The sequence below is a fragment of the Nocardioides humilatus genome, from assembly GCF_008373755.1.
Lineage (GTDB): Bacteria > Actinomycetota > Actinomycetes > Propionibacteriales > Nocardioidaceae > Nocardioides > Nocardioides humilatus.
Genome location: NZ_VUJV01000003.1, coordinates 889,095 through 909,368 on the forward strand (window position 1 = coordinate 889,095; position 20,274 = coordinate 909,368).

The 20,274-nt window shown below is 63.5% G+C and carries 10 protein-coding genes; 4 read left to right on the forward strand and 6 right to left on the reverse strand.

The window, feature by feature from the left end; all coding sequences use genetic code 11:
* The gene (locus tag F0U44_RS12205; protein ID WP_149728542.1) at positions 1 to 1,806 is read left to right on the forward strand and encodes a phospholipase D family protein; all 1,806 of its coding nucleotides are present in this window, start codon (positions 1 to 3) and stop codon (positions 1,804 to 1,806) included.
* Entirely contained in the window at positions 1,803 to 4,940 is a 3,138-nt protein-coding gene (locus F0U44_RS12210) for a C-terminal helicase domain-containing protein (RefSeq protein WP_149728543.1), read from the forward strand. The genes F0U44_RS12205 and F0U44_RS12210 overlap by 4 nt, the downstream gene beginning before the upstream one ends.
* 11 nt (positions 4,941 to 4,951) lie before the next feature.
* On the opposite strand, the gene F0U44_RS12215 is transcribed toward F0U44_RS12210, so the two are convergent.
* The 4 genes from F0U44_RS12215 to F0U44_RS12230 are packed head-to-tail and all read right to left on the reverse strand — an operon-like array spanning position 4,952 to position 12,360.
* Positions 4,952 to 5,473 carry a hypothetical protein gene (locus F0U44_RS12215; protein ID WP_149728544.1) on the reverse strand — a complete coding sequence of 174 codons (522 nt, stop codon included), beginning with the start codon at positions 5,471 to 5,473 and terminating at the stop codon, positions 4,952 to 4,954.
* Positions 5,470 to 6,429, reverse strand: a complete 960-nt coding sequence (locus F0U44_RS12220; protein WP_223163659.1) for a restriction endonuclease — start codon at positions 6,427 to 6,429, stop codon at positions 5,470 to 5,472. Before F0U44_RS12220 ends, F0U44_RS12215 begins: the two co-directional genes overlap by 4 nt.
* Positions 6,407 to 7,525: an EcsC family protein gene (locus tag F0U44_RS12225; protein WP_149728545.1), complete on the reverse strand. Its 1,119-nt coding sequence runs from the start codon at positions 7,523 to 7,525 to the stop codon at positions 6,407 to 6,409. The genes F0U44_RS12220 and F0U44_RS12225 overlap by 23 nt, the downstream gene beginning before the upstream one ends.
* 8 nt (positions 7,526 to 7,533) lie before the next feature.
* Positions 7,534 to 12,360 (reverse strand): DEAD/DEAH box helicase, encoded by a 4,827-nt coding sequence (locus F0U44_RS12230; protein WP_149728546.1) that lies wholly within the window; start codon positions 12,358 to 12,360, stop codon positions 7,534 to 7,536.
* 124 nt (positions 12,361 to 12,484) lie between these two features.
* Here F0U44_RS12230 and F0U44_RS12235 point away from each other — a divergent pair, with 124 nt between their 5' ends.
* Both F0U44_RS12235 and F0U44_RS12240 read left to right on the forward strand, forming a co-directional pair.
* On the forward strand, positions 12,485 to 15,157 hold the full coding sequence (locus F0U44_RS12235) for a hypothetical protein (RefSeq protein ID WP_149728547.1): 2,673 nt from the start codon (positions 12,485 to 12,487) through the stop codon (positions 15,155 to 15,157).
* A 5-nt stretch (positions 15,158 to 15,162) separates the two neighbouring features.
* Positions 15,163 to 16,692 carry a hypothetical protein gene (locus F0U44_RS12240; RefSeq protein ID WP_149728548.1) on the forward strand — a complete coding sequence of 510 codons (1,530 nt, stop codon included), beginning with the start codon at positions 15,163 to 15,165 and terminating at the stop codon, positions 16,690 to 16,692.
* Positions 16,693 to 17,033: 341 nt separating this feature from the next.
* Here F0U44_RS12240 and F0U44_RS12245 read toward each other — a convergent pair whose 3' ends face one another.
* Both F0U44_RS12245 and F0U44_RS12250 read right to left on the reverse strand, forming a co-directional pair.
* On the reverse strand, positions 17,034 to 18,950 hold the full coding sequence (locus F0U44_RS12245; RefSeq protein WP_149728549.1) for a DNA/RNA helicase domain-containing protein: 1,917 nt from the start codon (positions 18,948 to 18,950) through the stop codon (positions 17,034 to 17,036).
* 180 nt (positions 18,951 to 19,130) lie between these two features.
* Positions 19,131 to 20,219 carry a PDDEXK-like family protein gene (locus F0U44_RS12250; protein ID WP_149728550.1) on the reverse strand — a complete coding sequence of 363 codons (1,089 nt, stop codon included), beginning with the start codon at positions 20,217 to 20,219 and terminating at the stop codon, positions 19,131 to 19,133.
* Positions 20,220 to 20,274 lie beyond the last annotated feature (55 nt).

The following is a 20,274-nucleotide window of genomic DNA, read 5'->3' on the forward strand; positions in this document are numbered from 1 at the left end:
GTGCTGAAACCTGACGAGCGACACCTCTTCGTCGATGCGCTGCGACCTCCGACCGGCTGGCGGCTCGACGCCGCGGTCGCGACGACATACACGCTCGATATCAACTCGCTGCTTCTCGCTCCGCTGTCGATGGCCGCCTACGACCACGCCGACGGAGGCATTGACGGCGCTGCTCCCCACGAGCTGTTGGAAGCGATCCGTCGCTACGCGGAGCGCACCACCGTGTTCTGCCAGGCCGGCGGGATCGTTGTCCCCGGCACCTATCGCAAGCTGACCGTGTTTGCCGAAGAGTCGGTCATCGAAGTAGCGCCACCGCCGGGACGCGTCTTCCATCCCAAACTGTGGCTCCTTCGCTTCACCAACGTGGCCGGTGACTACCTCCACCGGTTCTCGTGCCTGAGCCGCAACCTCACCGGCGATCGATCCTGGGACACCGTGCTGACGACGGACGAGGCCGCTCAGGCGATGAATGGGATGTCGGCTCAACCGTTGGCGCGGTTTTTCGAGGACCTGCTCGCCAGCACGGTGAGGCCCATGGCTGCATCGCGCGAAGCACTGTTACGAGACATGGCAGAGACGGTCCGCGACCGAGTATTCGAGGTCCCGCCTCCCTTTACCGCTGGCGAGCTGTTCCCGATCGGCACCTCCGAGGGCCGTGACTGGCCCGTCCCAGAGGCCGCGGACCGATCGGTCGTGATCAGTCCCTTCCTCGATGCGGGCACAGTCAAACGGCTTCCCCGGCAGACCGCGATCGTGTCGCGCGCCGAGACATTCGACCGCCTGGGTGCCCGCGCTCTCAGTGGACATGACCTGCACGTCCTCCAACCCCACGCCGACGCCCCGCCCGACGATGTCGGAGATGCCGTCGACGAATCTGGGGACCGAGCGGGCGAAGTGAAGTCAGGCCTGCACGCCAAGGTGCTGGCATGGGATATCGGAACGACCGGACATCTTCTCACTGGTTCGGCCAATGCGACCTCGGCCGCCTTCGACGGCAACATCGAGTTCGGAGTATTGCTCCATGGGCCAGCGTCGCGCTGCGGAGTAGCCGCGATCATGAAGGACTCCGACAATGAAATCGGCCTGCCGCGCATCCTTCAGCCCCACGTGCCGAGCGACGATCCGGTGCCAGATCTCACTTACGACCTCGAGCGACAGATCGAGCAACTACATGCGGCCCTGGCCGAGCGAAACCCCACCTTCGTCGTCAACGAGGGTACCGATGGTTACGTCGTGGCCTTCCGGATTGACGCGGGTCCACTTCTCGGCGAGACGTCCATACGCCCAGTCACGCTCAAGGAGGGCTACGACCGCCGGCTTGGCACCAACAACACCTGGACCGGACTCGGACACTCTGACCTCACTGAATTCGTTGCCGTGCGCACCTCGCTGAGTCTCGATGGCGTTGAGGTCGAACGGACCAGTGCGCTACGCGCCGTACTTGTTGGTGCGCCCGACGACCGAGCTCGTCGCGTACTGCGCGAGTTGCTCAGCCGCGTCGAGGACATCCTGCGCTACCTCGCACTCCTGCTCCGCGACCCCGGCATCGACGACATCGCTGATGCGCTCCTCGACGCCACCAACGATGAGCCGGGGGACCCCGACGGGTCCGCGCGGCCAGCCTGGCTCGACGACTTGGTCATGGTTGAACCCCTCGTGCGGGCATTTGCAAGGAACGACGGTTCGCTGGACCGCGTCCGTCACCTCTTGGATGACCTCCGCGACGATGAGGGCGCGCTTCCGGACCTCGGCCCCGACTTCGAACGACTGTGGCAGGTCGTGTCCAACGCGCAGGAGGCGCGATGACGGACAAGACATTCACGCGTCCTGATGTCGAGCGTGAGCTCGAGGGTCTCAAAGACTTCCAGCGTCGCACGGTCGACTACGTCGACGATCGGCTCTGGGGCGCCGACCCCACCCGCCGTTTCCTCGTCGCTGATGAAGTGGGGTTGGGAAAGACCTTGGTCGCCCGCGGCGTGGTCGCGAAAGCGATCGACAAGCTATGGGACAACGTGGACCGGATCGACGTCGTCTACATCTGTTCCAACGCACAGATTGCGAAGCAGAACCTCGCCCGACTTCGCGTAGGGGTCGAAACGGACGACAACTTCGCAGACCGGCTGACGCTTCTCGCCCAGAAGATCGATAGCCTCGAGGGCCGCAAGCTCAACTTCGTCTCGTTTAGCCCGGGCACCTCGTTCAACGTGTCCAACAGCGGCGGCACTGCGGACGAGCGGACCCTCCTCTACTGGATGCTCCGCACCGAACTGCGCGAGCTCGCCGGGCGGCACTGGCTGAAGTTCTTCCAGGGCGGGGCCGGCCTAACCCGGTTCGAGCAACGCATCGGCTGGTTCGACCGCTCGACCCTTTCTGCCTCGATGTGCGTCGAGTTCGTGAGCGACCTGCGCGTGTTGACCGGCGCCGACGACCAGACGCTCCTTGACGAGGTATTCGCGTGCGCAGACGAATTCAAGTACAAACGAGAAGGCTGGAAACCCGACCCTCACCTCAGCAGCTGGCGATACCGCCTGATTGGACGGATGCGCCAACTACTTGCTCGGGCCGCCGTCGCGGCGCTGGAACCGGACATCATCATCCTCGACGAGTTCCAAAGGTTCACGTCACTACTTCATGACGACGGCCCCGGAGCTCAACTCGCGCGAGCGCTGTTCGACTACGGCGACGCCCGTTTGATCCTGCTGTCCGCGACGCCGTTCAAGATGTACACGCTCCCGGACGAGACTGAGGGCGAAGACCACTACGAAAGCTTTCTTCAGACCTTCGAGTTCCTGGCGGATGCGCAACGTCGCGACACCTTGAAGGGTGCCCTGGGTGATCTCCGGCACGGCTTGATGAGTGCAGACCGCGACGGGGCGGCGGCTGCCCGCGACATTGCGCAGGCCGAGTTGCGCAGGGTGATGGTCCGCACCGAGCGACTGGCATCGACGCCTGACCGGGATGGCATGCTCGAGACCGTCGAGCTGGACGGTGTGGAGCTTACTGAGAGTGACCTGCAGGACTTCGCTTTCGTGTCTGAGATCTCCACGGCTCTCGGCCAGCAGGACATGCTGGAGTACTGGCGAAGCTCGCCCTACGTCCTCGAGCTCATGGACGGATACGTCGTGAAGAAGGAACTCGAGCGCGCGGGCGCCGAAAGCGGCGAGGTCATCGCTGCGGTTCGCAGGGCCGCCAACTTGCTGACAAAGCGTCAGGTGCAGGCCTACGGCGCAGTTGATCCGGGCAACGCCAAGATGCGCGGCTTGATGTCCGACGTGCTCGAGCGCGGCGCATGGCGGCTGGCGTGGATCCCTCCCTCACTGCCCTATTACGAGCTCTCCGGTGCCTACGCGGACGAAGCCCTGCGACACTTCACAAAGCGGCTCGTGTTCTCGGCTTGGAACATCGTCCCGAAGGCGATCTCCTCAGTTCTCAGCTACGAGGCAGAGCGCCGACTGCACGAGGCCAGCGGGCGCCCCCTCCGCTCCTACGACGCTCCTCGGCAACGGGGTCTCCTGGCATTTGGTAAGACCGAGGGACGGCTGACCGGAATGCCCGTCCTGGCTCTTCTCTACCCGTGCACAGCCCTGGCAATGGCCGGAGATCCGCTGTACATCGCCCGCGTAGTGAACACCCACCTGCCTCTCGACCGCGCGACCCTGCACCGCGAGGTGAGGACCCAAGTCGAGCAACTCCTTGCCGAGTTGCCCGACCCGCAGGCCAGCGGGCCGGAAGACGACTCGTGGTACTGGGCTGCACCGGTGCTTTTCGATCAGCAGGCAATGAACATCCCCGTTTCTGCGGCGGTGCGCTTCCGGTATGGCGACGAGTGGGGCGAGCACGACTCCAGCACTCGGTTCCAGGAGCACCTCGCTCGGGCAGGGTCTGTTGATCCAACCCAGCTCGGTCGACGACCTGAAGATCTGGTCGACGTGTTGACCGCGATGGCAATCGGCGGACTCGGCGTGAGCGCCCTCCGCGCACTCAACCGGGTCACCGGGGGGCTGGAGTTGGTCGACGACTTCACGGTGCGCGATCACGCATCGAGCATCGCCTGGTCGTTGCGCAACCACTTCAATCAGCCGGAGATGATGTCTCTCATCCGCGGTTCCGGTGAGGACGCTGCCTACTGGAAGGACGTTCTCAACCACTGCGTCGACGGCGGACTGACTTCCGTGCTGGACGAGTACGCCCACGTGCTTAACGAGAGCCTCGGGGTGGCCCAGAAACCCGGCAACGAGAAGGCCGCCGCGATCGCCGAGGAGATCACGGGCGCCCTGGGCGTTCGCGCCAGCGTCAACAAGGCGACCGACCTTTCCGTGCGGTCCGGCGAACTACGGATGGACTCGTTCAGTCTCCGCAACCACTTCGCAGCACGGTTCGGCCGCGGCGTGACCGAAGACCAGGCGATCGCACGCGAGGGCCAGGTCCGCCAGGCTTTCAACTCGCCGTTCTGGCCGTTCGTCCTTTCCTCGACGTCGGTCGGCCAAGAAGGGCTGGACTTCCACCAATACAGCCATGCCATCGTCCATTGGAACCTCCCAGGCAACCCCGTCGACCTCGAGCAGCGCGAGGGACGTGTGCACCGGTACAAGGGCCATGCAGTGCGGCGCAACGTCTCTAAGAAGTACGGCGAGCGCGCTGAGGTGGCCGCAGCCAACGACCCATGGGCTGCGTTGTTCGATCTTGCAGCCGCTGATCGGCCGGCCGGCGAGACTGCCATCCATCCGTACTGGGTCTTCCCCCTCGCTGACGGCTACCGCATCGAGCGGTACGTCCCTGCCCTCCCGCTCAGTCGAGAGGCGCATGCCTACCGGCGCCTGATGAGGACCGTCGGCGCCTACCGCCTCGTCATCGGGCAACCGCGGCAGGAGGACCTGCTGCGGTACCTCGGCGAGGATGCCGCAGCGCTCGCCGACCTATTCATCGACCTCAGCCCTTAACCCGGGGAAGGTCAGGCCGGCCCGAACAATCTTGTCGCAAGTTCGGACATCCCCGTCAACGGGACGAACTTCCCCCGGGGTACTACGCGGTGACCGTGGCGCAAGCCTTTGACGCCTTCGACATTGGCCTTGGTGTGCTTGGCGACCTTGTCGCCGAGTGAAGGAATTGTCTCGCGAGGCCCGTTGCCGAACCACCGATAGTCAAGATCGAGACGTCCGGCCGGGTTGACCGACCACTCGATAAGGACCACGCAGGCAGCGGGTTGTTCCTGCAGTTGGGTGCTGATCTTGAAGCTGGCCGTCCTGCCACTCTTGGCTTTGGTCTTCAACTGGACGTGTCGCGTGACGTCTGCACTTTGCAGGACCAGGTCGTAGCCGAATGCGTCGACTGTGGAGTGGAGTACGTCGACCAACTGCCCTCGACCGAACCACATCTCCTGAAGGAAGTCGGAGAGGAAGGCGCTCTCCACCATCAGCTCGAACGATGTCGAGTGGTGGACAGGCACAAGAGGGGATGCGCCAGCGGTGCTCATTTGCTGCCATGCCGATCGTCGAGGGCGTCAAAGAACTCTGGCTCCACGGTCACGTCCTCGACCACGCGCTCGACAGTGCTGACGCCGAGCTGCAGATCCTTCAAGAGTCCACACAGCGCGTCGCCGTCGATCAGATCAATCGGTTGCGCACCTTCACGCCTGGCTTCCTTACGAGCGTCAGAAGTAAAGGTCCCCGTGCTGATCAACAGCCCCTTGTCGCCTCGACCGGCCATGGCCCCGCGGAAGTCCCTGATGGCTGAGGACCCGACGCTGCCCTGATAGCGCTTGCATTGGAAGTAGACCGGGAAACTCAACAGCGAGAGCTGGTAAACCCCCATGCCATCGATACCGCCATCGCTCGAACGCGACGTGACAGTGACTTGGGAGAACCCTGCCTCTCGAAGGATCCGTTGAGCGAGGTGCTCGAATGCATAGGGATGCACCCTGAGGAGGCGGTCCAACAACAAGTCGCGCCACCCCTCCGTCCCGAGTTCGGTGTCGCCTTGCAAACCACCTTTCTCGTCTGATGGCTCCGTCGCCGGGGCCACCATCGGCGGGCTGGGCGACTTCCCGTCGTCGGCCCATACTCGACGTTGTCTGGAGCCGGCTCGGGCGTTCGCCTGATACTCGTCGTGAAGTGGTTTGATGTCCCGCTCTTCTGCAGCCTGGCCTATCTCGGTAACGGCCCAGATCGACCGCCGCGGGTTCCCGAGCAGCCCCATCCCCTTGAGATAGCTCCTCGCCCACGACATCCGGTCGAGCAGCAAGGTTTGCGGACCGTCACCCTTCAGCACCTGCTGCTGCGATTCAGTGAACTCCTGCGATTCAATGACAGCGGCATCGATCTCGTCCTTGTGTGCCGAGCCTCCGAGACTGATAACAGCCTGGAGAGTCGGCCAGATCAGCTGGTAGTAGGTAGGAACTACAGGATCGTCATGGTGCATCGTTGCCGCCATCGTCGGGAGAGAACTCCTCCAGCGCCGCTTCATCGTCGCTCGAACCGTGGAAGTCTGCCGCTGGTTCCAAACTGGCGATGATCTCGGCAATCTCGATCGACGGTTCGTCTGAGTTCTCGGCCACCGGTTCGGGCAACTGGTCCAACTCTGCCGTTAGGAGCTCGACAGCTTCAGGGTTCTTTTCCAACAGGAGCCGCTCTCTGTAGCCCCAGTAGGCGGCCTCCTGCACGCTCTTGACCGTCGCGTAATTGAGCGCCGCGCCAACTCCGATGCCGACCACCGGAACCAGTTGGCCCAGCTTCTGCTTGGTCAGTCGGACCCCGAACTGCTCAGCAAACCTTCCGGCTATGCGCGACAGCGCGAACTTGTTGAGCTGCACCCAGGGAGCGCTTCTGACGAGAGCCTGCGTGAGCTTGGAGAGGTCAGCGAGAGCCGTGTATTTCGCCCCTTGGGTGACCGCAGAACCGACGTTAATGACCGACAGCATGAACAACTGTTCCTTCGGGTCGCGTGGGTCGAACCCGTAATGCATCGCAGTGTCGGCAACTGCCCGGCTGCTCAACGCGAGAACCAGGGCCGCGTCACCGGTCATTGCTGCCGCGACAGCGCCGAAGCCGGGCGCCGCCGCAGCGCCCGCGCTTGCGGTGCTCCCGAAGGTCGCAAGCGCTTCCCCGCCAGTGACAATCGCACCGGCTGTTGCACCTTCCACAGCAGCAAGTCCCCCATAGACCATGTTGAGACGGCGCCGATGCACAACCTTGTCCAGAGCCTTCAGGTTCTCGCGCCGTAGGTCCACGAGATGCGCCACCTTGACCCCTCGTCGTCGGTACGCCCGAAGCACCCGCTTCTCGCTGAGCGTGCGCGAGGACACGTCGGCTAGCGCCTCTTGCGTCTTGACCGCCGCTGTACCAAGTGCGGCGACAGCCTTGTCTGCGCCTGGCACACTACGAGCCTTCTTAGTGGCCTTGCCGGCCGTTTTGGAGATCCGACCTCCGGTTCGCTTCGCCCAGGTGTCCTTTTCTGATCTCTCGTACCAGCGACGCTTGCGATCCTGAATGTCACGCCAAGCCCGGGTCTCGTACTTCGACCAGCTCATTCGATTTCCTACGGGTTCTGGTTGTCGAGGATGGCGAGAGCAGGCAGCGCATCGACAACCTGCATTGTTTTCAGACTCACCGTCACGATCCGCGCCAGCAGGTCGATGATGTAGCGAGGATCCTCAACCTCCTTGCTCCAGTCGTTGGGATCGTTGACGATGCCGGATGCTTTGTCGGTCTTCACCTGGTAGCGATCGATGATCCACTCGATCGCCGACCGGGAGCCCAGCATGTACCTGTACGCGTCCTCAGGGATTCCGCTCAGCGTTATCTGGGCGTTGTAGATGATCGACGTCTTGTCGGCGACCAGCTTCTTCGTCTCTGGGTCGCGCTTCTTGGCGAGCGCCATCTTCTGCACACGGAAGAACTCGTAGACGTCCGTGATCGGCTCGATGTCGAGGCCGTCGAGGGGATACGGGTCGACCGTCTCATAATCTAGGTGAATCTCTGACAGCTCACGGCCCGCGTGCACGAATGGCCAAGGGTCCTCGACCAGCGGGATACGCGGCAGCATCTTCTTGAGGTCGGCGGCGTAGGTCTCGCGGTACTCCGGCGAGTGCAATAGCCCGTAGACGTAGTAGAAGATGTCGTCCTTTGTTATTCCCGGTCCATAGGTCGCCCCGAATTGGCGATGCGCCTCGACTGTTATGTTGTCGATCCTTCGATAGCCATCAACGACGTCCCCGCCTCCGATTGGCAAGTCGAGCATCTCGGCATCTTCGGCAGCCTCATATCGCCACCGTGGAATGAATTGGCCGCCCTCTGACCCCCACAGATTAAGATCGGGGATAACTTCGAGCATCAGGGTGGAAAAGTCCTTGGTGCTTCCGACGCCTGGCAGGTAGAAGCCGGTCTGGGACGTCGTGCGACTCGGGAAGAGACGAGGCAACTGCGAACGCTCATGGTTCAGAAGTCGATCGAAGTAAACCCGCTGCCGGAAGAAGGGGCGGTATTCGGCGGTCGCAACTAGGTCGTCGGACCAGGCGGCAACCGTTCCTCGGCGCAGGAATGTCCGCAGGCTTCGAGACCAACTGATCTGCGTCGGATCCGACAATGCCCAGCTCTGGACTGCCTTGTCGTCGCCGTCCAATCCGCCCCGGAGCCAGCGTTCGACCTCTGCGTTGTAAGCCGCAATGTGCCGCACTACCAGCGATTTCAGCTCGCCGCGAGATGAGGCGTAAACCCAAGCGTCACGGCTCGTTCCAAGCCCCCCCGAGTACGTTTCGAAGACGGAAATCGACGCATCTCGCGAAGCCACCGGCAGGAACGAGGCGAAGTCGTCGCGACGCTGGTTCAACCAGTCGTTGGCAGTGTTCGGCTGGATCACCACAGCACGTTCAGCTAAGGCGCCCCAACTTCCACGCTCTGCGACCAAGGCGAGTTTTTGCTCGCGACTCATGTAGTCGTCGGTCTGCAGATACTGGATCGTAGCTGCGCCCGAATGACCGGGCCGCTTGACAAGAACAGTTATTGCGACGGTTGCCTGACTCCCGGCGTCGAAGACCTTGCCACCCTCCTTTCGCCAGTCGGCCGACCGTTGGTTGCCCCTAAGGTTGAAGACGTGAATTGCGCTGAACTCGTCGACGAGTGACGAACGCATACCGTCCATTGTCGTCGACTCGAGGAAACCACCGTTCGTGACGAAGGCAATGACCCCGCTCTCTCGAATCCGGAGACTTGCCCACTTGATGGCCCGAATGTAGGAGTCATACAGAGAGTTCTTGTTCGTGGCCGCAGAACCTTCGACATATGTCCTGCGAATTTCGTCATCCAACGTTGGGTATCGGTCGTTGGCGTTGTTCTGGTTGCCATCCCCCTGCTTGGCCGAATACGGCGGATTGCCGACAATGACCGTGATCGGGAGCGTCTTTAGCTTCTCTAGGCGCTCGTTGTTCTCAGGGAAGATTTCGAGATCCGGCCGGTCATCATCCTCCCAGGACTGAAAGGTGTCTGTGAGGATCAGTCCAGGGAAGGACTCGTAGGGCGATTCGGCGTCCTGCTCACGGCGAAGACCGAGATAAGTCGTCTCGATGTTGACGGCAGCGATGTAGTACGCAAGTAGCAGGATCTCGTTGGCGTGGAGCTCCTCCGCGTACTTCCGCGCCAGGTCGTGCGGCTTGATCAGGCCAAGCTCGAGCAAGCGCACCATGAAAGTGCCGGTGCCGGTGAAGCCGTCGAGGATGTGCACACCCTCGTCGGACAACGACTGGCCAAACTCCTTCTGCAGTACCTCGTCAGCAGACCGCAGGATGAAGTCGACGATCTCGACGGGTGTGTAAACGATCCCGAGCTTGTCGACAGTCTTCTTGAACGCGTGGGCGAAGAAGGTGTCGTAAAGCCTGCGAACCAGCTCCTGGCGGCCCTCGCGGTCCTTGACGTCGGCGACCTTGCGGCGGACGGAGTCGTAGAACTTGTGGAGGTCCTCGTTCTCCGCTTCGAGGTCGTGCTGGTCGAGGGCGGCCAGCATCCGTTCCATCACCTGAGCAACGGGGTTGTTGTCGAGGAATTCGTCGCCCTCGAATAGGGCGTTGAAGACCGGGCGCGTGATGAGGTGCTGGGCCAGCATGTCGATGGCTTCGGCCTCGGTGATGTTGTCGTTGAGGTTGCCGCGAAGCCCATCAAGGAAGGCCTCGAACTCCTCTCGCACCCCCGTGCCGGGGTCCGCAAGGAGGGCGGTGATCCGGGTCGTCTGTCGTGTGGCGATGTCGGCGACGTTCTTCGCCCAGTCGGTCCAGTACTCGCGGGTGCCGACCTTCTGGACAATCTTGGCGTAGATCGAGTCGCGCCACTGGTCAAGGTCACTGGTGACCAGATCGAGGCCGAGCTGGTCGCCCCAACGGCCTTCCTTGCCGCCGACGCCGATGACGTTGACCTTGCGGTCACGGGACTTCGACAGGGAGATCCGGTTGACCAGCGCGTCGAACCGCTCGTCGTGGGCGCGGAGCGCCTGGAGGACCTCCCACACGGCGGCGTAGCGCTTGTTGTCCCGGAGCGCCTCCTCGGGTGTCATCCCCGTCGGGATTCCGATGGGAAGAATGATGTAGCCGAACTGCTTGCCGCTCGTCTTGTCCAGACGCATCACGCGGCCAACGGACTGCACGATGTCGACAACTGACTTTCGTGGCGACAGGAACATGACCGCGTCGAGCGATGGCACGTCGACACCCTCGGAAAGGCAGCGGGCGTTGGTGAGAATGCGGCACGAGTTCTCGGGCGGATCCTCCTTCAACCAGTCGAGCCGGGTGTTGCGCTCAAGAGCGTTCATGGTGCCGTCGACGTGGCGGACGGTGCACTTGAGCGGCGACGTGCCGTCTTCGCGCTCCTGATCGGTGGCGTTGACGTAATAGTCGGTCACCGACTGGAAGAGCTCTTCGACCCGCTTGGAGTCAGCGATGTTGCCGGCAAAGGCAATGGCTCGCCGCATGGGCCGTATGTCGGGCTCGAAGGTGTGCTCGACCTTGCCGCGCTTGGCGAGACCGTTCCAGCAGCCGACGATCTTCGCCGCGTCGTCGAGCTTGAGCTCGTGGTCCTCGTCAGAGAGTTGCGCCTGGAAGGTGCGAGCGACCGACTCCTCGTCGACCGTCAGGACGAGCACCTTGTAGTCCGTCAATAGGCCGCGCTCGACCGCCTCACCAAAGCCGAGACGGTGAAACTCAGGGCCGAAGAGGGTTTCGTCGTCCATCGACGCAAGCACGGCGTTGGCCTCGCCAGCCTTGGTCTTGCTCGAGTCGTCGTAGATGCGCGGAGTCGCAGTCATGTAGATGCGCTTGGTCGCGGGCAGGTAGACGTTGTCGTGCACCCGAACGAAGGCTGACTCGCTTTCCCCTGCAAGGGTCGTGCCCGTCGTGCGGTGAGCCTCATCGGCGATCACCAGGTCGAAAGGCGAGCGTCCCTGCTGTGCCTGGGCCACAACGTCGATCGACTGGTAGGTCGCGAACACGACCGTCATCGCGTGGGTGTCGGCCTGCGCATCGTCGATCCGCGACCGCATGAGTGCCACGTCCGTTGTCGCGGGGAGCGCAAGGTCAGTCACCGAGATGTCTTCAATCGCGTCAGCAGCCTTCGACTTGCGCGTCGCCTTCGGGTCGGAGCACACCGCTAGTGGCCGGATCGGCAGTTCGGCGTTTCCGACCCACTCGCGCACCGTCTGCGACAACAGGCTGATGCTCGGGACCAGAAACAGAACCTTGCCTCCAGCGCCAACATTCTCCTCTGCAAGCTTGAGGCTCGTGAAGGTCTTGCCAGTGCCACACGCCATCACGAGCTTTCCTCGGTCGTGCTCGCCGAACCCCGCAACAACCTTGTCGATCGCAATGCGCTGGTAGTCGCGCGGCTCCTTCCTATCGACCAACCTGAGATCGTCCGGCGCTGCAAGGGTGAAGACAGACCAGTCCACACGGCTGGCCTCGAGGTCAGAAAGTCCGATTCGGCGTACGGGGACTGCCTGACCCCTAATCGCGTCCTCGGCGTTGCTGTTCCACTTGTCGGTCGTCGACACGATGATCCGCTCACCGAAGCCGCTCCTCCCGGAGGCTGCCAGGAACGAGTCGATCATCGGCTTGGAAACCGTACTTGTCGGTGCGTAAAACTTGCACTGGATCGCGACGTAGTGACCGGTGTCCTTGTCGCGAGCTACGAGGTCGATCCCCGTGTCGTGCCTGCCGCCATTGCCGGGGTAGTCCACCCACAACCAGACGTCGCTGAACTGGTCAGCGAACACCGGGTCGACTTGGAGGTATGCCTTCATCAGGCGTTCGAACTTCGCGCCCTTGTCCGCCTCAGTAAGGGAGGACAAGCGGAGTTCCTCGAGAACGTCATAGACGGAGGTAGGCATGGGGCTGTTTGTACCCCATACGTCCGGCGGAATCGTCTACTTGGGGTGAAACGAGGCAGATCTGTCGGACCTCGCCCTAGCCTTGGCAAAGTTACGAGACGTCCGCGAAAGGTTGCGTACTCACATGGGCGGACTGCAGTCCGGCGGCGGAACAAGCGCGGTCGCCGCTTCGGCACATGCGGGCTGTGCCCGGTTTCGGATGACTGATCCGTTCCTGACCCGGAAGACCCGCAAGGGTTTGGCTGAACATCTCGGCGCTGCTGACTTTGGAGCCGGCATTCCTGAGGCGCGCTGGATGCGCGCGATGACGTTCGAGGTGCTCGTTCACTCAGACCGGTTCGTCTCAGAGCTCCTGACGAAGGCGATTGGACAGCTCGGCTTGCCGCGACCGAAGCAGGTTGCCCGAGCAGACTGCGGCGGCAGCGTCGCCAACACGGCCAAGGCGCTCAAGGACGCCCACCTCAAGGCGTCCTTCGCCGAGACCGCGACGATGATCTCGGCGCTCGGTGTCCCGTACCTACGTCTCGAGGACGAAAGCGCGACGGCCGTGCAGCCCGACTTCGCGATTGCGTGCCCGCGCACGGAGGGCGACCGAGTGGTCGGCTCCTGGCTGATCATGGGCGACGCAAAGGACTACGAGCGCGTTCGATCCCGGATTGACGATGGGCGCATGCTCAAGGGTTTCCTGCAGGTCGCCCTTGGCGCCGAGTCCGCCGCCGAATGGAGCGCCTTGCCTACGGGAATGATCGTGCACCCATCAGGCGCCCTGGCTGTTCCTCGCAACGCCTTCCTGCAACCAGAGGCGGTGGTCGAGGAACTCGACGACCATCGAACCGAGGTACGAACCCGCGCCGAGGAGCGCCTGGCAGCGAAGGACGACCTCGGCGACGACCGACCGTCCGAGGAGGAGCTCGCGTCGTACGTCGCCCACCTCGAGGCGACCTTCGATCCTGCCTCCTGCGCGACGTGCAACCTCTACCGCTACTGCCGCAACGAGCTGCGAACCGCGGGTGATCCGCTGAGCGAGCTCACCGAGATCGGGATCCCTCGTCTGATCCGGCCAGCGGTAGTCGGAATCCTCGATGACACCGGCGAGATCGGTGCGTCGGTGCCCGAGTCTGTCATCGCCCAAGTCACCGCCACGGCCACCGGGATTCCCGTCTGGACCGATTCCGCGCGCACTGACCCCGCGGGACTGCCCGGCACCATTGAGGTCGTCTTGGCCAAGGCGGACTCTGCCGCTCTGGGCGTCCACGGCATTGCGCTGCGACGTGTCGGGCGCGCAGGGGACGAGGAATGGATCGTCAGGACCTACACCGACCCGCAGTCACCACTCACCCGCCGATCCCTGATGGAGGTCATCGGTACAGCGATCGAGTCGTGTCTTGCCGAGGCCCTCGGGCCAATCCACCTTGTGGTCCCCGACCGCCCGACCGCTGACCTGCTGGCGACTGCTGCCGACTCGCTCGCCGGCGTCGAGTTGAGTCGACTCCGGTGGCAGCGCGACCTTGACATGGGCCGCATCCCGCTGACCTTCGACGGGGAGGAGGCCACGATGCCCGATCCTCTCGATCACGTCGAACGGGTGGCAGTGAGTTTCTTGCTCGAGGAGGACCGCGCGCGTGCGATGTCGTTGCGCTCTCCGATCGTGATCCTTCGTGAGGTGGTCGCTGCCCACCTAGTCCCGGGCGGGCCAGCCGGCGATGCCGGACGACTGGACTACCTCTTGACGTGGGCTGAAGCAACCGCCGACGCTTCCCTCGACCATCGCGTCGTCTCAGACGATCACCGCGAGCGGCAGGAGACACCAGGCGCTCGCCTGTCTAACCAGGTCTCCGACGCTTTGCACAACGCGAGAAAGCGTGGCGATGAAGAGCGATATCGCGACCTGGTCCGCAATGCGCTGGCCTACCGCGTCGAGGTAGTCGAGCGCGCGCGGTCTGTCCTCAGCCAAATTCCGATCTCGCGGGTTCGGGCGATCCATCTCGCGTTGGAATTGGATGCTCAGGTCGTATGGGGCCGTCGCCTTGCGCTCCAAGCGTCCGATCTGGTCCGGTTCTCGCGGACATATCGCTTCTGGCGGAACGCGCAGGTCGACATGCTCGATGCCGATGCTCGATGTCGAGAACATCTGATCACACTGGCCGACACCTCGTACGCACGGGATCGCGCGATCGACGCCGGAGTCCGCGAACTTGCGCTTGCCACGGTCGTCGGACTTGCTCCGGTGAGGCTCGACGTTCGCTCCCGGCGACTCGTCGAGGGCACCTCCGTCGTGGCAATCCACGTGAACGACGACCCAGTTCTGGAACGAGGTACAACCGACCTGAAGATCCAGGCCGGATCATTCAAGTTTGGGCAGATGTCGCTCGGCCCGCTGACCGCGATCGCAGGCGAGGATGCGTTGGAGTGGTCCCCCAACCTGCCGCTCGACCTTGCAATCGGCGATCAGTTGGTGTTGGCCGATCTTGCGTGGTTCGGGAAGCCGTTCCGATCGGGCCACGAGATCGCCGTTGGCCGACCCTCGGTCGATAGTAAGGTGGCCCCAAAGCAGGATTGCGAGCTCTCGTCGTACGACGCGGACCCTGCTGGGCACCAGTGGTGCTGCAAGCCGCACCGGGTCGCGGAAGGCGAGTGGGCAGACACGCTGGCCGAGCGGCGGGCGAACGGACAATTGAACCCAGAGGTCTGGCCACCCCTGGTTGACGAGGAGCGCTTCGACGTTGGCGACGGCGACCTTCCTGAGATCGATCCCGGACCCGTCCCGGACGGCATGACGATCGACACCATGGAGTGACTGCAATGCTCGAGCTCACGCCCCCGGTTATCGCCCTCGACGCCGCCGTTCATCACGAGGAGGCGGCCAACGGCAACCTTCGAGCGACTCAGGAGGCGGTCGCCGCGCTCTCCGCCGCGCTGAGCGGCGCTGCGACGCATCAGAAGATCCTGTTGCGTGCCGCGGCCGGGGCAGGCAAGTCGTACGCCCTGGTACGGATGGTGCGAGAAGCGCTCGATCACGCCAATTGCACCCGAGTCGCAGTGACGGCCTTCGCAAACAAGCAAACGTTTCCCCTCGCTGGCGAGCTCGGCGCGAGCCTTGGCGCGGACAAGGTTTGCCTCTTCGTCTCCGCCGACCGGCTACCTGACGTCCCAGATGAGGTGCTCGGCAACGTCACCGCGGCGACCAAGTCATCCGAGATCCCGGCGACCGCCCAGGTGGTCATAGGGGTCTCACACAAGTTCAAGGTCTTCGGCGAGTACGCGCGCATGCTCATCGCTATCGGAGCGGCCGGTAACGGCGAGTCCCCGTTCGACGTACTTTTCGTTGACGAGGCTTGGCAACTGCCACTCTACCTTTACACCGCCATCGAGAACTACGCGCCAATCTCTGTTGGCGTGGGCGACGTCGGCCAGTTGCCTCCGATCGACCCGTCGCAGAATCCCTGGCGAGGCGATCCCGGCTACAACCCGTACCGGGCCTGGCCGACGGAGTACGTCGACCAGGAGACAACATTCGTCCGCGACCTGCCCGCCGTATGGCGCCCGACGGCGTCACAGCTCCCGTTGTGGCGCGCCTTCTATCCCGAGTGGGACCCCCTCAATTGCGTTGCTGGCCCCGGTGACCGGTCGATCGAACTCGGTGACGATCTGCCGGTCATCGACGCAACGGCGGCCGCGCTGTGGTCGGAGGTCGCGACCGGAGTGCCGGTGCTGCTCGAGGTGGACGGCCTCGAAGCGCCGGACGCGCCCGACATCGACCCCCCGCTCCTTGGGGTCGTCGAGACTCTACTGATGCCCTTGCTCGAGGCCGGCTTCACGACGATCACGAGCCGCCACGACGGCGTCGGCCGGCCGGAGGGCTCCAAGCAGATCTCGTCGAGCGACCCGAGCGGCGATCCACTGATCGTCGTACTCGCAACGCGGAACCAAGCAGTCGACGACGCCTCCGAAATGGTTGCTCGCCTTGTGGAGAAATACGACCTCCCTGACGGACTGCTCGTCGCGTCGACCGTCGACTCCTGGCAGGGCCAGACCAACGCCCTCACCATCGCTATCCATCCGCTCTCCGGCGCCGAGCAGCTCGACGAGTTCAACTCGGCGTTTGGCCGGTTGGCGGTCACCTGCACTAGGGCGACTCATGGCCTGCTTCTCGTCGCGCGTGCTGGCTTGGACAAGCTGCTGGCCGACGCGCCGGCCCGGCCCGGCACCCCACTTGGTGAGCCCGGAAACCGATCACTCCCCCGCCAAACCCACCAGCGGATCCTAGCGTCGTTCACGAGGGGCCAGATCAGCCCTTCTCCCGTTCCCGCCGACGAGGTCGGGTCGGCGTGAAGGAGGTCAAAGCAACGGAGGCTGAAGAGCTGGCTGTCAGGAATGCCGTCAATGCTGGCGACCTCAAGCGTGCCCGGGAGCTGTTGAACGCGATCGAGCGAAGGATTGCACGCGAGCAAGAACGGGCCAAGAAGGCTGCGCGGGGCGGCAAGAAGCCTGGCAAGAAGCGCAAGCCCATCGCGACCAAGGCCACGAATACGCCTCCGCAGAAGCCGAAATCCAGGAACCAAGCGAAGCAACCAAAGCAGCCGAAGAGACCGCCGCTGCCAGCGCGCCGGTGCTCTCGGTGCGGATCAACGTTCGTGCCTTCAAGCGCGCGCCATCGTTCGTGCTCGATCTGCTCACCCTCGACCGGAAAGCGACGAAGCGTCAGGACTGTGTCGGGCGGGCTGCCCGGCCTTGGCAAGCGCCGGTAAGAGAGGCCGCACCCCACCAGCGAGCAGCGCTTTGTGCGTGGCATCGAGCAACGGATCATCAGGGACAAACACCACAAAGCCATCTCGTCCCCGCGTGAGCAGGACACGATACGCATTCAATCGAAGCTGACGTGGGTCCTCTTGACGGTAGCGGGGGCGCCCGACCTTCACCTCCCAGGACGATCCCATCCAGCGGACATCATCGCCCCAAGCGATCAGTGGCATGTCGAGCTCCAGCCCCTGGCAGCCGAACTCAGTCACGACCTCGTCGAGGTTGCTTCCGGCACGAGGCTCACCGGCGTCGCGGTTGTACCAATGCCCGAAGTTCACCTTCTTCGTTGCGGGCCAACTTGAATCAACTCCGTGGGGAGGTAGGAATCGTTGGGTTCGGCTGGATGCGAGAACGCCCACTCTCGAACCTTCGGTCGAGCCATAGCGATCGCTGAGATAATTCTTCGCGGCGGACAGATCGCGCGTCACGTACATCGCGAATCCAGAGTCATCGATCTCTTGGGCACGGGCTGATCCCGCTGCAAAATCTCCTGCGAGCAAGTCCGCAACCCAAGCGTGCAACGTCTCCGCGCGATGCGACCTGAGGGAAACCGTGAGATCAAGCTCTGGGTGCTCGATGACGTCAAGGCCCTGGAATTGGTCACCCATGCGGGGCGGGGCGTGGATCTCCCACCCGTCAGTTGCGTACGCCCGGATGGCCTCAGCCCACTGCGCCAGGCCCGCCTCTTCGCCGGAATGGATCTCCTGACCGTCGCCTACAAGACCGACGAGTGTGCACCAGCCATCTAGACGCTCACCAACCTGGACGAGGACGTCTGGCTCGCTCCCGTCCCCGCGACCGTGCCAATTCATGTAGCCGCGGTCCCACGCGCGTTGCGCCTCGTCAAAAACGATGATGTGGTGCTGTGGCGGTCTCGTCGAAGTCCCAAACGTCGTGACAAAGGCATGAAGGTCTTGCACGAAATGCTTGTTCTTCAGTGCATCGCGCAGAACCTGAACGAGGGGTCCATTCCCGGACAGGAACACCGCGCTCCTGTCCTGCGCAAGACGGTCATAGACCAACTGGAGCCCGGCGAGGGTCTTGCCAGCCCCTGGAACACCAGCCACAAGCGCCAGGACCCGCGACGAGGTTCGTTCTGCCTCGTGAGCTATCTCTGCGAGCAGTGCCACAGCTTCAGGAATCCCAGCCGACTCTGCCCGCCGAATCCTCGGCAGTGGCTGTTCGGCGAAGATCAATCGTGCGGCCTCAACAAGGGTCGGCAGCGGCTCATAAGGTGATCGCAGCCATGATTCGAAGTGAGGGGTCTCGCTTTCACCGCCCTCCTCAGCCGCCAGAAGCTCGCCGAGCTGAGGCGGCGACACAATGGCGGTGTGGGTTCCGCCGCTCGTCTCCGATGCCCTGGTCAGCGCAAGCACAGGGACGACATCAAGCGTGTGGCTAGCCTTGTGATACTCCCCAAGGTCCCGGGCGTAGGCGTTGACCTGGTCAATGGCCGCTTGCGTGGCAAGCGCAGCCTGCTTGAACTCGATGACGAAGAGCCGCTCGCCGGTGTGTAACACCGCGTCCGGGCGCCGGCCGCCCTCCAAATGCAGCTCGTACTCGAGGACGAGGCCCCACAACATGATCGCCGGTCGCGTGTTCGCGAGGCTACGCAGGACCTCGCGGAGAATCGCTTCCTCCTCGCGCCAGGCCTCACGCTGCGACGCAGACGCCGGATGACCGAGCAGGGCGATCAGGTGGCGGTTGAGAGTCTCCAGGACGACTTCAGCGGCACAGCCCAGGAACTCTTCGACCCGGCCGGCCCAACCCCACGGCTCCCGCTGCTCCACCCGCGAGACTGTATGGACAGCAAAGGAGGTCCGTGCGGAAACGACAAGATCCACCAGAGAGACAGCCGAAGGCAGGGAACGTCGACGCGGCCACACAATCGAGTGACGAGAGGCTGCTCGATGGGTTCGGCCGTAGAGCCAAACCTTCAGTAGGACGGCCTCGGTTCCACCCTCCAGGCGCTAACTCATCGACCGCCTGAGGTCGTCGACGACCGGGCGAACAGCGGCCCACACTTCGACGAGTCGCGTCATGCACAAGTCCGCGTAGGAATGCACGTCCGTGAGGTCCGCGTCAGGAACGATCGGCCCGGAGCGGAGCCACCACGGCGTCGTCTTCGTGTTGACCATCCCGAAGGTCAGTTCGGCGAAATCCGTGGCCTCAAGGATCGCCTCGCGAAGCGGACCTGACCGCTTCGGATCGACCCCGATCACCACATGTGGCCAGATCGCCTGGCGGCTACTCCGGGTGTGGGGGTTGTGCGCCCAGTTCAGGACGACCTGGATTAACGGGTCGTCCTGGATGCAGATGTAGAGCTGGCCCATCCTGGGTTCAACGATGAAGTCAGGCCCACCGGACCAGCGCTTCTCTGCGGCGAGAATCGCGTCGCGCCAGGCCGCCCGAGCCCGATCCTCGATTGCTGCCCACTCGGCATCATCGGACCGAGCCGGCGCAGCGACCAGATCCTCAGCGCCTGCCCAGCGTCGAAGCAAGTTATCGAGCTGGGCATCGTCATTCCCGGTGGCGTTGCCGCCGTAAAGGCGTAGCGTGCGCAGGTACTCCTGGACGCCCACATCCACGCCTACTATTCCCTCGATGGCCGACTCGATCATGTCGGCGATATCGGTCCATCTCAGCGGCCGCCAGCGACCACCGCTCGCGATCGCCGTCCGAGGCTGATCTCCGGACCGGGTCAGGAATACCAGGGTCGGTGTCTCGCTATCCCAGAGGCGCGCCAGCCTGTCGCACTGCTGCGCCCCTTCGCCGGCCCAGATCTTCGCCTCGATTAGCAATGTCGTCGCTCCAAAGCGCACAACAATGTCTGCCCTGGTGTCCTCGCGCGATTCCTCTAGTACAACTCGTGCGGTCCGCGAGTCGTCGCGCGCCAGGTCAAGTGCCGTCAGCAGTTCGTCGAGCACCGCCGCTCCGAGCCCGTGCCAGCCGTTAGGCGTCAGTAGCCACGCGAGGCCGCGGCACATCGCGACCTCGTTGTGATGCAATCCCAGGGCACCGAGCAGCGTCTTCTTGCCCGATCGCCACTCGACGTCCATTCGGCCGCCACCGGTAACCGCGGCTTGAACGGGACCTGATGCCAGGCGCGGGAGC